The organism is Flavobacterium sp. TAB 87 (assembly GCF_001529295.1).
Taxonomy (GTDB): Bacteria; Bacteroidota; Bacteroidia; order Flavobacteriales; family Flavobacteriaceae; genus Flavobacterium.
Map to the genome: position 1 here is coordinate 1 of NZ_LLWK01000024.1, position 15,201 is coordinate 15,201.

The 15,201-nt window shown below is 36.6% G+C and carries 11 protein-coding genes; 6 read left to right on the forward strand and 5 right to left on the reverse strand.

All coding sequences use genetic code 11. The annotated features are described in order from the left end of the window. The 3 genes from AP058_RS01035 to AP058_RS01045 form a co-directional block, all read left to right on the forward strand. A partial coding sequence (locus tag AP058_RS01035; RefSeq protein ID WP_066305800.1) for a SusC/RagA family TonB-linked outer membrane protein occupies window positions 1–2,795 on the forward strand: 2,795 nt, incomplete at its 5' end. 10 nt (window positions 2,796–2,805) lie between these two features. Next, on the forward strand, window positions 2,806–4,194 hold the full coding sequence (locus AP058_RS01040) for a RagB/SusD family nutrient uptake outer membrane protein (RefSeq protein ID WP_066305802.1): 1,389 nt from the start codon (window positions 2,806–2,808) through the stop codon (window positions 4,192–4,194). A 104-nt stretch (window positions 4,195–4,298) separates the two neighbouring features. After that, window positions 4,299–6,878: a S9 family peptidase gene (locus AP058_RS01045; RefSeq protein ID WP_197413363.1), complete on the forward strand. Its 2,580-nt coding sequence runs from the start codon at window positions 4,299–4,301 to the stop codon at window positions 6,876–6,878. Window positions 6,879–6,950: 72 nt separating this feature from the next. On the opposite strand, the gene AP058_RS01050 is transcribed toward AP058_RS01045, so the two are convergent. The 3 genes from AP058_RS01050 to AP058_RS01060 all read right to left on the reverse strand — a co-directional run bounded on the left by AP058_RS01050 (window position 6,951) and on the right by AP058_RS01060 (window position 9,337). Beyond that, window positions 6,951–7,214 carry a DUF6520 family protein gene (locus tag AP058_RS01050; RefSeq protein WP_066305806.1) on the reverse strand — a complete coding sequence of 88 codons (264 nt, stop codon included), beginning with the start codon at window positions 7,212–7,214 and terminating at the stop codon, window positions 6,951–6,953. A gap of 97 nt (window positions 7,215–7,311) precedes the next feature. Continuing rightward, window positions 7,312–8,835: a MauE/DoxX family redox-associated membrane protein gene (locus tag AP058_RS01055; protein ID WP_066305807.1), complete on the reverse strand. Its 1,524-nt coding sequence runs from the start codon at window positions 8,833–8,835 to the stop codon at window positions 7,312–7,314. A gap of 211 nt (window positions 8,836–9,046) precedes the next feature. Further along, on the reverse strand, window positions 9,047–9,337 hold the full coding sequence (locus tag AP058_RS01060; protein ID WP_066305809.1) for a hypothetical protein: 291 nt from the start codon (window positions 9,335–9,337) through the stop codon (window positions 9,047–9,049). Window positions 9,338–9,630: 293 nt separating this feature from the next. Here AP058_RS01060 and AP058_RS01065 point away from each other — a divergent pair, with 293 nt between their 5' ends. The 3 genes from AP058_RS01065 to mobC are packed head-to-tail and all read left to right on the forward strand — an operon-like array spanning window position 9,631 to window position 13,283. Continuing rightward, a complete protein-coding gene (locus tag AP058_RS01065) occupies window positions 9,631–10,023 on the forward strand; it encodes a mobilization protein (protein WP_066305811.1) in 393 nt (130 codons plus the stop codon). Further along, on the forward strand, window positions 10,008–11,276 hold the full coding sequence (locus AP058_RS01070) for a relaxase/mobilization nuclease domain-containing protein (RefSeq protein ID WP_066305814.1): 1,269 nt from the start codon (window positions 10,008–10,010) through the stop codon (window positions 11,274–11,276). The genes AP058_RS01065 and AP058_RS01070 overlap by 16 nt, the downstream gene beginning before the upstream one ends. 18 nt (window positions 11,277–11,294) lie before the next feature. Next, window positions 11,295–13,283 carry a conjugal transfer protein MobC gene (gene mobC / locus AP058_RS01075; RefSeq protein WP_066305860.1) on the forward strand — a complete coding sequence of 663 codons (1,989 nt, stop codon included), beginning with the start codon at window positions 11,295–11,297 and terminating at the stop codon, window positions 13,281–13,283. Window positions 13,284–13,368: 85 nt separating this feature from the next. On the opposite strand, the gene xseB is transcribed toward mobC, so the two are convergent. Together xseB and xseA are read right to left on the reverse strand one after the other, a co-directional pair. Then, entirely contained in the window at window positions 13,369–13,575 is a 207-nt protein-coding gene (gene xseB, locus AP058_RS01080) for an exodeoxyribonuclease VII small subunit (RefSeq protein WP_066305816.1), read from the reverse strand. Then, on the reverse strand, window positions 13,553–14,989 hold the full coding sequence (gene xseA / locus AP058_RS01085) for an exodeoxyribonuclease VII large subunit (protein ID WP_066305822.1): 1,437 nt from the start codon (window positions 14,987–14,989) through the stop codon (window positions 13,553–13,555). The genes xseB and xseA overlap by 23 nt, the downstream gene beginning before the upstream one ends. Window positions 14,990–15,201: the final 212 nt, after the last annotated feature.

Genomic DNA, 15,201 nt, shown 5'->3' on the forward strand with positions numbered 1-15,201 from the left:
ATAGTGGCGAATTTTCTATTAGCGCTCAACCTTATGATACACTTGTAGTTTCATTTATGGGTTTTAAAACTGCTTATATTCCTGTGGATCACAGAAAATCGATTGCAATTGTTTTGCAATACGATACTACCACGCTAAAAGAAGTGCGTGTTAATGCAGGTTACTACTCCGTAAAAGAGAGTGAACGCACTGGAAATATTGCCCGCATCACTGCACAAGACATCGAAAACCAACCCGTGACCAATGTTCTCGCTACCATGCAAGGTCGTATGGCAGGAGTAAGCGTAACGCAAACCACTGGTGTGCCTGGAGGTGGCTTTGAAATTAAAATTAGAGGACAAAATAGCCTTCGGCCAGATGCTAATGCGCCTTTATATATTATTGATGGTGTACCATATGAATCTGATCCTATTGGATATAGCCAAACTTCCTCTACTTATCCAACCACAACGAGTCCGCTCAATAGTATCAATCCGGATAATATTGAGAGTATTGAAATTTTAAAAGATGCCGATGCTACAGCAATTTACGGCTCTCGCGGGGCTAATGGAGTCGTTTTAATCTCGACCAAAAAAGGAAAAGTGGGCAAAACTACTTTTACTCTAAAAGCTTCAACAGCCGCTGGAACGGTAACTAAATTTATAGACATGATGAATACCCAGCAGTATTTAACCATGCGTGAACAAGCTTTCCTTAATGATCAAACCTCTTATAAATCAAAAGACTATGACATTAACGGCAAGTGGGATCAAAGCCGTTATACCAACTGGCAAAAAGAACTTATTGGAGGCACCGCGCAGATAAATGATTTCGCGGGCACAGTGTCGGGAGGCTCTGAAAACACACAGTTTTTATTAAGTGGTAATTACCACACTGAATCCACTGTTTTTGTAGGGGACTTTCTCTACAAAAAAGGAGGAAGTCAATTCAATTTGAACCACCATTCCGAAGACAGCAAGTTCCGTTTGACCTTCTCAGCAGGTTATACACTACAGAATAATGATCTTCCTGCTTTCGACTTTACCAATGATTCAAGAAATCTCGCTCCCAATGCCCCCGAATTATACAATGCCGATGGAAGCTTGAACTGGGCTGATAAAACGTGGAATAACCCACTGCGATATCTAAATGCAAAATTTGAAGCCCAAACTAATGATCTTATTGCCAATACAATGTTTTCTTATGAAATTGGAAAGGGGCTGTGGCTTAAAAGTAGTTTTGGATATACCAATCTTAAAACAATCGAAACAAGAATTTCTCCTTCTACCATCTATAATCCGGCAAATAATATAACCAGTGCCAGATCCAGTTTGTACCTTAACAATACCGACCGCTCTTCTTGGATTGCTGAGCCTCAAATTAATTGGGAGAAAGAGGTTTTTGAGGGAAATCTTGACATACTATTGGGCGCTACCTTTCAGAACCAAAATACCAAGCGACTTTATCAATCTGGTGATGGATTCAGCTCCAATAGTTTAATTTATGACCTGGCTGCCGCTTCCTATGTTACGGTATTACTTAATGATGAAACACAATATAAATACCAAGCCTTTTTTGGACGTGTTAATTACAATTGGAAGCAAAAATACATTGCCAACTTTACTGCAAGACGTGATGGTTCCAGCCGTTTTGGACCCGGAAATCAATTCGCTAATTTTGGTGCTATTGGAGCCGCTTGGTTGTTTTCTAACGAAAATTTCCTTAAAAATAACTCGTGGCTTAGTTTTGGTAAAATTCGCTCGAGTTATGGAACTACAGGAAATGATAAAATAGGTGACTATCAGTTTTTAGATACCTATACGCTATCGGGTGTAAACTATAATGGTGTGGTGGGTTTAGAGCCCTCTCGCCTTTATAATCAAAATTTCGGTTGGGAAACCAATAAAAAATTAGAAATAGCTTTGGAATTAGGTTTTCTAAACGACCGAATATTTACCACTTTTGCTTGGTACCAAAACCGATCTTCCAATCAATTAACAGGTATACCCCTGCCTGGTACTACCGGCTTTAGCTCACTACAAGCCAATTTAAATGCAGTAGTAGAAAACAAAGGAGTGGAATTAACCCTGCGTACTGTCAATTTTACCACTGCTAACTTCAAATGGACCTCCAATTTCAACCTGACTTTTGCCCGCAATACCCTACTGAGTTTTCCGGGATTGGAAAACTCAACCTACAGCCAAAAATACCGTATAGCTCAACCATTAAATATTAAGTTGTTCTATGAGTATCTTAGTGTTGACCCACAAACGAGAATATACCAGTTCGCAGATGTAAACGGAGACGGTAAAATTACTTCTCCTGAAGACCAACAAGCAGTCTCGGATCTAAATCCAAAATATTACGGAGGTTTTCAAAATCAATTGACTTATAAACAATGGCGACTGGACTTCTTGTTTCAATTTGTTAAGCAAAAAAACTTATCCTATCTCAATAGCCTTCCTGGGATAATGGTCAACCAACCTGTTGCATTGATCGATAGTTGGGGTCAAGTTGGAGAAAATGCAAACTATCAACTTTACAGTTCTGGTGTCAATAGTGCTGCCTCGACCGCTTATTCGCGCTATACAAGAAGTTCTGCCGCGGTTGAAGATGCCTCCTTTATTCGATTGAAAAATATTGCACTCTCTTATGACGTACCGCTAAACTTAAAGGGTACCCAATGCCGAATTATGCTTCAAGGTCAAAACTTATTGACCTTCACTAAATACCAAGGTGGGGATCCAGAGTTTACTACACAAGGATTCTTACCGCCTTTAAAAGTTCTATCAGCGGCCGTACAACTAACTTTTTAATTCTCAAAAAATGAAAACATCACATCTAAATAGTAACCTAAAAGTGCTACTGCTGTGCTTTTTGACTTTGAATTCCTGCGATTCTTTCGTGGATGTAGCACTACCAAAATCCCAATTGACCAGTGAGAGTGTCTTTGAAGATTATGCCACAGCCGATGCAGCATTGACTAATATATATGCAAAAATTAGAGACAATAGAATGTTATCTGGTATTAATTCAGGGCTTTCTAATCAACTAGGAAACTACACCGATGAACTTGAAGCCTTTGGTGCGCCTACAAGTGCTACTTTAAACTTTTATAATAACACACTACTACCGTCTAATGCTAATATTGCCGAGTACTGGAACACTGCTTACAATCAAATTTATGCTGCCAATGCTGTAATGGAGGGTATTGAAAAAACAAATGCCATATCTATAGAGAATAAAAAGACTTTACAAGGAGAAGCTCTCTTTATTAGAGCACTACTTCACATGTATCTTGTGAATCTCTTTGGTGACGTTCCCTATATCACTAAAACCAATTATCTTGAAAACAGTGTTGCAACTAGAATGTCCACCGTTGAAGTGTATCAAAATCTAATAAAAGATTTAAATAATGCTAGTGAACTTTTAAAGACTACTTACAGCAATACAGAAAGAGTGCGACCGAATCGATATACTGCCAAAGCACTATTGGCCAGAGTGTACCTCTATAGTGGCGCTTATGATGAAGCCGCAAATGAAGCCTCATCGCTTTTAAACCTAACAAATACCTTTGCGCTCGTACAAAATAGTAATCAAGTGTTTTTGAACACCTCAAAAGAAACCATTTGGCAACTCAAATCAGCTGCAGCTGGGCAAAATACTAAAGAGGCAGAAACTTTTATTTTTCTTTCAGGCCCTCCATCTCTAACGGCCTTAAGCAACAATTTTGTCAATTCTTTTGAACTTGGGGATGCTCGAAAAGCCAACTGGATCAAAGCAGTAACTGACGGAACGACCACTTGGTATCATCCTTACAAATACAAACAGCAAAACTTTAGTAGTTCATCCGTGGAATATTCAATCATGTTTCGTCTGGCTGAACAATATCTTATAAGAGCTGAAGCAAGAGCAAGAGCTGGAGATCTTATAGGTGCCAAAGAAGATATTAATAAAATCCGCCAACGTTCTGGATTATCAAATACCACAGCTGGTTCGAAAGAGGAAATTTTAGATGCAGTACTTCAAGAGCGAAAATGGGAACTCTTTACCGAAAACGGGCATCGCTTTTTTGACTTAAAACGATTTGATAAAATAGATACTGTTCTTTCCTCTGTAAAACAAGGTTGGAATAGTACCGATAGTCTATTTCCTATCCCTCAAAATGAATTAAGTACAAACACTCATCTCAATCCGCAAAATCCGGGCTATTAAATTAAACAATCATGTCACATCTAAAACTATATACAAAAAAGTGTTTACTAAGAAGTACATTAAAGATTTTGCCCCAATTCAGAATTTTATTTCATTTTTTTATTTTGCCATTAGTAGCCTGTCCCTTATCGGGGCAGGTGGTGCAAAAAAAAATGTTGAGTGCTGAGCAGTATCCGCTATGGGGAAACCTGTACTTCGATAAATTAGCTCCCAGCGGGCAATGGGCTGCTTTTAAAATGGTATATGATACCAAAAGCGATACCCTTTTTGCTAAAAACACAAGTAATTCTGCAAGCTATAAGTATCCCTCGGGAAGAAATTCTATATTCACTAAAGACAATCTCTTTATCTGTCAGGTAAAAAAAGACCTGCACATCACTGATTTAAAAACTGGGAAAGTAGAAATTCTCACATCAGTTCGACAATTTACTTATTCCGAGCCAACGGATTACCTTATTGTGAATTTTAGCTCCGAAAAGAATAAGGATGTTTTACTTATTCGTAAAGCTGACGGATCAAAAAAGATGAAAGAAGTTCAAAATGTAAAAAAAATTTCATTAAGTCCTGATCAGCAGCAGCTTTTATATACTTCTTCTGTGAATACTAAACAGGACATAGTACTGTTGAATCTAAAAAGTATAGCAACAGAGAAACTCCTTTATACTATCTATGCTGGCAACTATTCTCATTTTACATGGCATAAAGGCACCAAATCTTTTGCTTTTACAATCGAAACGGACAACCTTCTGAATACCAAGCTTTTTTACTATTCTTTACAAACAAATGACCTCATCTCCTTTCCTGTAAAGAGTCTACAAAAATTTACCAATGGAGCCTATATTGCCAATGATCAAAGTTTTAAAATTTTGATTTCAGATGATTTACAAAAAGTGTTTTTCAATTATAAAAACACTACAACAAAATCGGAAAACAGCCTAGATTCAAATATAGAAATTTGGAATGCCAATGACAAAATGGTTTATCTAGAACAGAAGATTAATGGTAGCCCTAAAATGGCCGTAAAAACAGCCCTTTGGAATACTTCTTCTAATACTGTTCATCCTATTACTACTGTTGAAAGTACCGAAATGATTCTTAGCGGTAATCAAAAATATGCTATTATATCAGATCCAAATGCGTATGAACCGCAATTTGAAAGTAATTCTCCAAGAGATTATTATATTTTAGATCTTGAAACATTTCAAAAACACTTCTTTTTAAAAAAACATACTGCAAGTATCGCTTGTACTATACCTTCTCCTACGGGAAAGTATATAGCTTATTTTAGAGAAAACAACTGGTGGGTTTACAACTGTAAAACGCAAAAACATACCAATATTACCAAGAATATCACCACTAAATTCATGGGTAAGACAGAGTCGCTAAATCCAGAATCGGTTTATGGAAATCCCGGTTGGTGCAACAATGATAATGAAATACTACTCTATGATCAATATGACATTTGGGCAATCACCGCAGATGGCAGTAGTTTTAAAAGACTAACTCATGGAAAGGAAATTAATATACACTATAGAATTGCTGATGTCTTAAATAAAAACAGTTATAACGTGCTGTATTCTGGCATTAAAAGTCAAAATTATGATCTAAGCAAAAGCATGCTTTTGAGTGCAACAGGGGATGATGGAAAAACAGGGTGGTATGAGTGGAATAATAATTCAAAAGAGAAATGCATAGCTTATGATGACACTTTCAAAGATCAATTATTTTTCAATCAGAACAAGCAAATTTTTTTTTATGCGGAGCAAAATTTTGATCTTTCTCCCCGCTTGGTACGAAAGAAAAAAGACGCTGCCCCAATCCCCTATTTTCAGAGTAATCCACAACAAGAGAAATACTATTGGGGAAAATCGGAAATGATCTATTACCATAATGCTAAAAACCAACTTTTAAAAGGCGTACTGTTTTATCCTGCTAATTATAATCCTAAGAAAAAATACCCCATGATTGTTCATGTCTATGAATTGCAATCGTATCTATTACACAAATACCAAAAACCCAGCTTGTACAATTCAGATGGATTTAATCCTACGGTATTTACCCAAGAAGGGTACTTTGTCTTGTACCCCGACATAAAACTGGAGTACGGAAAACCAGGAATTTCTGCTGCAGATTGCGTCACAGCTGCAACCAAAAAAGTAATAGACAAAGCAATAATAAATCCCGGGAAAATTGGGCTAATCGGGCATTCCTTCGGAGGATATGAAACGAACTTTATAATTACTCAAACAGATTTATTTGCTACGGCCGTATCAGGAAGTGGAATAGCGGATATTACCGCTATGTACCTCACCGCTAATCTTAATACAGGTAAGCCAGACATGTGGCGGTTTGAAAAAGAACAATGGGCAATGGGTAAATCACCTTTCGAAGATCCTTTAATTTATCAAAATAATTCTCCTATTAGCAACGCTACAGAAATTAAAACACCATTGTTTTTATGGGCAGGAAAAGACGACAAGCAAGTCGATCTTCGTCAAAGTATTTCCTATTATCTCGCACTACGAAGGTTAGGTAAAAAAAACATAATGGTGTTATATCCTGAAGAAACACACGTCATTTCAAAACCAATAAATCAAATCGATTTAACCAATCGAATAAAGCAATGGTTTGCCTATTATTTAAAAGAGGATCAATCGGCTCAGTGGATTACCTATGGTATATAATACATATTATTTAAAAACAATGCAGTTCTTTTGGAACTGCATTGCGCTTTAGATTACTATTTACATCACTTTTCAAGGCTCTGTATACAATACTACATTACAGTTTCCTTGGGCATTTTTACCAAAGGCTTGTTCTCCTGCTGATGTACAGATAGCTCCAGGCGTATCACTACAATTTATTTGTACATCACAATCATCATTTTCATCGAGAATATATCCCGTTCTTGGCGCATTAATTTCAGAATTACTTTGCATAGAAGTAGTTACAAATGCTCCTGAGATTCCCATTACTATCACTGCAAAAGGAACCAAATTTTTTAAAATTAAAGTTTTCATAATAATTAAGTATTAAATTACATATTGACCTACTTTTTTTTACAGGTGTTCGATCTTCCTTCCTGATACTGGCCAGTATATCGTAATGAGTAAAAAATCATTCTTTACCCATTTTTATTTCATTTTTTAAATTATTACCTAACGTATAAACTATTAATTCTTTATCCATCAAAGCATACAGATTTGTCGTAGTGACAAAAAAAGAACGTAACTTTTTATCGCTGATTTTATAGAGCGCAAAACTCATCACGTACGCTTTTTTATTTAAATCATAGACGTCAATAATATTGGCTTGTTTCCAAAGTTTTTTATCCTCAAAACGTCCAGGAATTTTAGAATGTACAAAAAGTAGATTTCCACAAAGTGCAGTATGTGCATTGACAAGTAAAGGAGGTGATGACATTTTTTTTATAGTCTTATTTTTAAGATTAGTCACCTTAATTTTTGCCACCGTATTAGTATCAATGGTATGCCCTCTAAAATCCAAAGTGACATGATTATCTATAACAGTAAACTCATTACGGTAGTAATACACATATACCATTCGTTTTAACCCTTCACTATAAACTACCATTCCGTCTGTGTCAAATATCCCGTCTATTTGTTGCTTGAGAAGTGTGGGATTGTAAAAAATCTTAGGGTAGGAACCGGCTTTATAGTGACCAAACACATTAGCTCCGCCAGTACCGCTATTTGATCTAAATATTACACTAACCGAATCAATTGGCTCGGCAATTGTATAGTAAGGAATGCCATTGAACTCCTTGATGATTTTCCAGTTGTCAATCTTCCCTCTAAAGACAGCAGGGACTGATCCATCCATCAAATAAAAATAGGGTGGCTTGACTTTTATTGTAACTCTTTTAAATGGAATGTTTTTAGCTTCAAAAATTATCTTTTCTTTTTGCTGTTCTTGTAATTTGGAATTTATAGAAAGTAGATGTAATGGTGCAGAATAATTTCCTAAATAAATTCGATCCCGATTAGAACCCGCAAAATAATAAGCGTTTGATTTTAGATCAATACTCGTACGAAGCTGTATTGGATGCTTTGGATAAAGTCTAATAAATGGGTTTTCATGTTGTATCATATATTCTGAGCTAAGAAATAATGATACGATGATAATCGTGCTGAAAATTACTGAAATTGCAATACGCTTTAGAGCTCCAAATTTTGAAATATCAAAAGATTTTTTAAATCTTTCCATAAAATCTAACTGTAAAGCTACCGCAGCCAGTATAACAAATACAATGTTAAAAACAAGATGGGTTTTCCATGTCATTTTTTCTAAAATTCCGCCGCAAGAACAAGGTACAAATGCGCTATAATACAGTATGATAAAAATATAAACCGTAAACATGGTCATTAAATTAAGCGCTGCTAGTAGACCTAAACTTCGAAATCTCGGGACGCTCAATATAAAAGCAAGTAGTAATTCCGCTATCGGAACCAACCAAGAAATCCATGAGGCGTAAACACTCAGTATAGGTGACTGCCCGAGTTGTATTTGAAAATTTTCAAAATCAAGAATTTTACTCACAGCTGCATAAACAAATAAGAGAGCAAAAAGAAGACAAATTATTTCAACGATTAAACTTTCCAATGGGCTTTTAAATTTCATAATAAAAAAATTTAAATTATTCTTAAATGGATCTCCTAGTATCCTACAAACACTTTACAAAGCTATCGTTGTAATTTGGTTTAGTACCTATCAAAATAAAGCCAAAATGTTTCTAAATCAGGCAATCTTCATTGTTGTGATCGTAAAAGAGAAAGCCTTCCAAAAAAAATATTTCTGGAAGGCTTACGCTTTACTATTGGGTGTCCAATTTTTACTTGCAACTCGCGCTGAGAACCGTTAATTTTTCATTGAGTTCCACCAAGCCTGCCTTGTGTAAACAATCAGCAGAAATACTTTTTAGATCCTCTACACCATCTTTAGATAATTGCAATAAAAGATCCTTGGAATTATCATTGTCTTTATCAAGTCCTTTGTTAATTACATGACTTAATAACAATACATTTTTGCGTGAAATTTTTAAATCAATCTTCACCAGTTCACTCATGCCAGGGATACTCAAAACCGTATCAAAAACCTTGGCCACATCATTTGTTGTAATCATAATTTACGCATTTAAAAGTTAAAATTTTTCTCTAGTAAAAGTATAAACAATAGCGCTTTTGAACCTTGTCATAATTTGCTTGGGATTGCACAGCTGTTTCTTGTTCAATACTTTAGAGTAAAATTTTAGAGAGTGAATTATAAAATTCATTCTGAAGAACATTTAAGTTAGCGTCAAGGCTAACGGCAAGATGTCCGGTTGTATCACAACCGATATCTTGCCGCCTTTTTACTCGGAACTCGTTGGCGGTGAAACCAGAAGGAAAATAGTTTGTGAAATGAAAGAGATGAATCATGGAAAAAGAAAACAAAAACAGAACAAGATGGCTGCATCTAAGACTGACTACCGCCGAATATGAAATACTGCAGAAGCAGTTTAGTAAATCAACTTGTCGAAAACTCAGTGAGTATGCCAGAAAAAATCTGCTGCAGAAACCTTTGGTTTTAAAGTACCGAAACGAATCACTTGATGAATTAATGGGCGAGCTTATCTTGACCAGAAAACATTTAAACGCCGTTGGAAACAACTTTAATCAGGCCGTTAAAAAGCTTCATACCTTAAATCAAATTCCAGAATTTAAACACTGGATAACCGTCTATGAATTGGAAAAAAAAGTGGTTTATACTGCGATTGATTCGATCAAAAAAAACATTGAAAATCTCTCTCAAAAATGGTTGCAATCATAAATACAGGACATTCCATTCGAGCTATTTTTAATTACAATGAGAAGAAAGTTGCTCTCGGCATCGCTGAGTGCATCGGCGAAGGAAATTACCCCATGGATATCGATAAAATGACTCCGACTCTTAAGTTAAAGATGCTTTTAAGACAACTGGAATTAAATGAGAACGTGACTCGAAATAGCATACACATTTCACTAAATTTTGATCCTTCAGAAAAAGAATTATCAAAAGAAAAACTAATAGAAATTGCTGCTATGTATATGGATACAATTGGTTTCGGGGATCAGCCTTATCTCATCTACCAGCACCACGATGCAGGACATCCTCATATTCACATTGTTTCTATAAAAGTTAAATCAGACGGGCAGAGAATAGACATACAAAATATCGGAAGAAATCAGTCGGAAAAAGCACGAAAGCAAATCGAAACCCTCTTTAACTTAGTGCCGGCAGAGCGTCATAAAAGTAAAACCGAACTGGATCTTATACCCATTCCTATTCAAAAAATTCAGTATGGTGTTGTTGATTCAAAAAAAGCAATTTCTATTGTATTAAAAAGTGTCATTCCAAATTATAAATACACCACCATTGGTGAATTAAATGCCGTTTTAAACCTCTATAAAGTTTCAGCATTGCAAGGCAAGGAAGGTTCTAAGATGTTGCTGAACAAAGGACTGGCCTATCAAATAATGGATGCCAATAAAAAGCCAATTGGAGTTCCGATAAAAGCCAGCAGTTTCCATTTTAAATCTACCCTTTCTTACCTAGAGAAGCGGTTTGAAAGTAATAAAAAAGCCCGGGTTTCTGACATGAAAAGAGTTAGAAATGCAATCGATTTGGCATTCTTACAAAATGGGAGAATGTCGCTGTGCAAGTTAGAAAAAGAACTGCTAGAAAAAGGTATTGCCGTAGTTTCTAGAAAAAGTCCTGAAGGTCTCATTTATGGAATTACCTACATAGATCACCATACAAAATGTGTTTTTAATGGTAGCGCATTAGGTGTAAGCTATTCGGCTAAAGCCGTACAGGCACGTTGTGGAATCACTCCACTTTTAAATAATAAAACAGCTTCCAATTTTCAAGAAACAGCAATTACATCGAAACCAAATAACTATAAATCCTTTATTTCAGAAAACGAACTACAAAAAATTATTGACCAGATACTACAACCCGAATATTCTCAAGAATATGTTTCCAATCAGTTAAAAGGCAGACGCAAGAAAAGAAAGAGAAAAGGAACATCAGATAACTTATAAAACGATGAAATTATGGCAATGCAAACCGGAGAAAATGATCAGGCGCTTAGAAAAATACTAGACATGACAAGGCTTATTAGTATACTGCTTTTATGCATGCATTTTTATTATTATGGCTATGCAGTCTTTAAAAATTGGCAGGTAGTAAGTCCTTTTAGTGATCGAATATTGAGCACGGTGTACACTACAGGACTTTTTGCTACTTTTCTTAAGTCCAAGTTGTTCCCTTTGGTCTTTTTACTAATTTCTTTATTGGGTGCAAAAGGAAGGAAAGAGGAAAAGCTCGAATACAAAACGACTTTTTATTATATAATAAGCGGACTATTTTTTTATATCGGTAGCTATCTCTTTTTGATCACTACACTCGATGTTGAAACTAAAATAATCGGCTATATGACAACCACTTCCATAGGATTTTTGATGATGCTCTCCGGTGGTACTTTACTGTCCCGAATAATCCAAAGAAAGCTGAATCATAAAGATATCTTTAATAAAGAAAATGAAACTTTTCCCCAAGAAGAACGGCTCATTGAAAACGAGTACTCTGTAAATCTTCCAGCACGATACTATTTGAAAGATAAAGTGAGACAGAGTTGGATCAACATTATCAATCCTTTTCGTGCGCTCATGGTACTGGGTACACCTGGTTCTGGTAAATCGTATTTTGTCATTCGACATGTCATTACCCAGCATATCAAAAAAGGTTTCAGCATGTTTGTCTATGACTTTAAATTTGATGATTTATCTATTATCACCTACAATACGTGGTTAAAAAACAAACATCTTTATGCGGTGGAACCCAAGTTTTATATCATCAATTTTGACGATTTAAGCCGAACCCACCGATGCAATCCTTTAGATCCCAAATCGATGACGGATATAACAGATGCGACCGAATCGGCTCGTACAATATTACTGGGTCTTAACCGGGAATGGATCAAAAAACAAGGTGATTTTTTTGTAGAATCTCCTATCAATTTTCTAACGGCTATTATCTGGTATCTGCGACAATACAAGGATGGGGAATTTTGTACCTTACCTCATGTAATAGAACTCATGCAGATCGATTACGATAGTCTTTTTACCTTACTTAGAACCGAGAAAGAAATCGAAGTGCTCATCAACCCCTTTGTGAGCGCATATCTCGCAGACGTTATGGAACAATTAGAGGGCCAGATTGCCTCGGCTAAAATATCGATGGCCAGACTTTCTTCTGCACAACTGTACTATGTACTCTCCGGAAATGACTTTACCTTGGATATCAACAATCCTTTGGAACCCAAAATTGTATGCATGGGAAATAACCCCCAGAAAACACAAACCTATGGCGCCGTTTTATCACTGTATGTAAGCCGATTAATTAAACAAATCAATCAAAAAGGAAAACTAAAAAGTAGCTTGATCTTTGATGAATTTCCGACGATATACCTGAACAATATGGACAGCCTAATAGCCACAGCTCGAAGTAATAAAGTAGCCACCTGTTTGGGAATTCAGGATTTTAGCCAGCTCAGAAAAGACTATGGACGGGAACTAGCAGATGTAATACTCAATATTACTGGAAATATTATCAGCGGTCAAGTTACCGGCGACACGGCCAAGCAACTCTCTGAGCGCTTTGGCAAAATTATGCAGGATCGTGAGAGTCTTTCCATTACTAGCACAGACACCTCCATTAGTCGTTCCAAACAATTGGAATCTGCTGTGCCTGCCTCCAAGATTTCATCTCTTAGCTCGGGCGAATTTGTGGGTGTGGTTGCTGATAATCCAGACTGCAAAATTGAACTTAAAACCTTTCATTCTGAAATTATAAACGATCACGGTACACTAAAAAAAGAACAAGAAGCCTATCTGGAAATTGCACCCATTCGTACAATTGATACGGTTATTGTGCAACGCAATTACCTGCAGATCAAACAGGATATTCAGGACATTGTTAATTCCGAAATGGAACGGCTTTTAAATGATCCCACTACGACCTATTTAATTATAAAAAAGACCTCATAACTTTTTAGTGTAGGTATTCCTTACTCATTCGAGATGCATATTCTTCATCTTAAAGAAATGATTACGATAGTATGTCTTTTCTTTTTTAATTTTCCCGATTTTCCATCCTGCCGATGATTTTGGTCACTTCCGCCTCTGTGTTTTTAAGTTTAGTTTGGCAGAACTCTATAAGCTCTGATGCTCTTTTCACTTTTGATGCAAGGGTATCAACCGAGATCGTTTCGTTTTCTATTTCTTTCGAAATGGCTGTCAGCTCTTTCAAAGCTGCCTCATAGGTAAGTTTCTCTTCCATCGTATTGTGTTTTTTCTGTAACGGTACTTTTTAGTTTAGCATCTTTTAGGATAATCACTATCTCATCTCCAGCTTGAATGCGTTCTGCGCTGCTTATTATTTTTTCATTGAACTTTACTATTGCATAACCTTTGCGAAGGATATTGTGGGGGGAGATTAGCTGAATACTTTTATGGTGGTATTCCAAAGTAACCTTCTCTCTGCGAAGGTAATTGTTGGCAGCGTTTTTTATTAAATTTTTGATAAGTGTCAAATCACTTTTTTTCTGCTGCAGCAACATTTTTGGACGCTGCACCAACTGATGGGCAGTTAAGAGGAGTTTTTTTTGATGCCCGTACAAAACCGATCTGGAACTACTGATAATACGCTGGTTGTTTTTTGCAAGTTCTTCCCCGCAGATCTGCACCAGTTTCCTTGTATGATGAGAAATGGCATTTTTAAGCTCGCTGAGTTCTTTGTAATGAACATGAAAAAGCTTTTGAGATTTTATGACAATATTTTGCTGTAGCGACAGGATCAACTGCTCAAAATTGCGGTTGTGGGCGATGATAAACTCAGCCGCTTTAGTTGGTGTTTTGGTATGGGTATGGGCCATGAGGTCGGTTATACTTACATTTTTCTGATGACCAATCCCCGTCAGGATAGGAATTGGAAATTTAGCGACGGCCCTTGCGATATTATAGTTGTCAAAGATCAGAAAATCAGACTGCGAACCTCCGCCCCTGTTGATGACAACTGCATCGTATAGAATTCCCGTATTATAAATCTCGATGAGTTTATTCATAAAAAGTTTCGCATTATTAGCTCCTTGTACAGCACTATAATAATCATCGATCTGAAAAAAATAGTCAAAATCATTATGCTGCATGGTATGGCGGAAATCTTCATTCCCAGCGGAGCTGATTGACGAGATGACAGCTACCTTCTGAATCACAGCGGGAAGTTTTAATCGGCTGTTAAATGTCGAATAACCATTTCCTTCTTTTTTAATGTAATCATTTTCATTGACCAGGCGCTCAAGGGTGGCATTTCGCTGCTGCTCTAAAATTCCCAGCATAAAATTGCTATCAATATCAAGTACACTAACTGATAAACCGTACAAAGGATGATAGTCCACGCTCACCTGAACCAGCACATGAAGATTGTTGGTAAAGACCTGTCCTGTATTTTTTTCAAATTCTTCAATTCGAACTGCTCCCCCACCCCAGGATTTACCGAGCATCTTGGCAGTTACCCCATTGCCGTTGTGCGCTTTCTCCACTAGTTCAAAATAATGGATTTTTTTATCGGCCTTAAAGGAATGGTTGGTGATATCGGCCAATACCCAGAAACGCTGTCCTGCAAAACGCGAATTGATCGTATCATGAATTATATCATTAAGCGCTGAGAGTCTGATATATTGCTGGGGTTCCATGGGATGGTTCTTATCGGGATGGCTAAGATAATACTATTACACTGGAATCTCAAAAAGGCTCTAAAAAGAACAGTCATATTTTCAGTCGAAACGGACTAAAAGGGCAGCTAAGATAGTAGTCCCTCTAGTAGTTTGTGCGCATAATGGACAAGCTAACTCTTGTCCACCCTTCGGGACTTATAGCACCCTCTACCTTAGGTACTACTGGCATC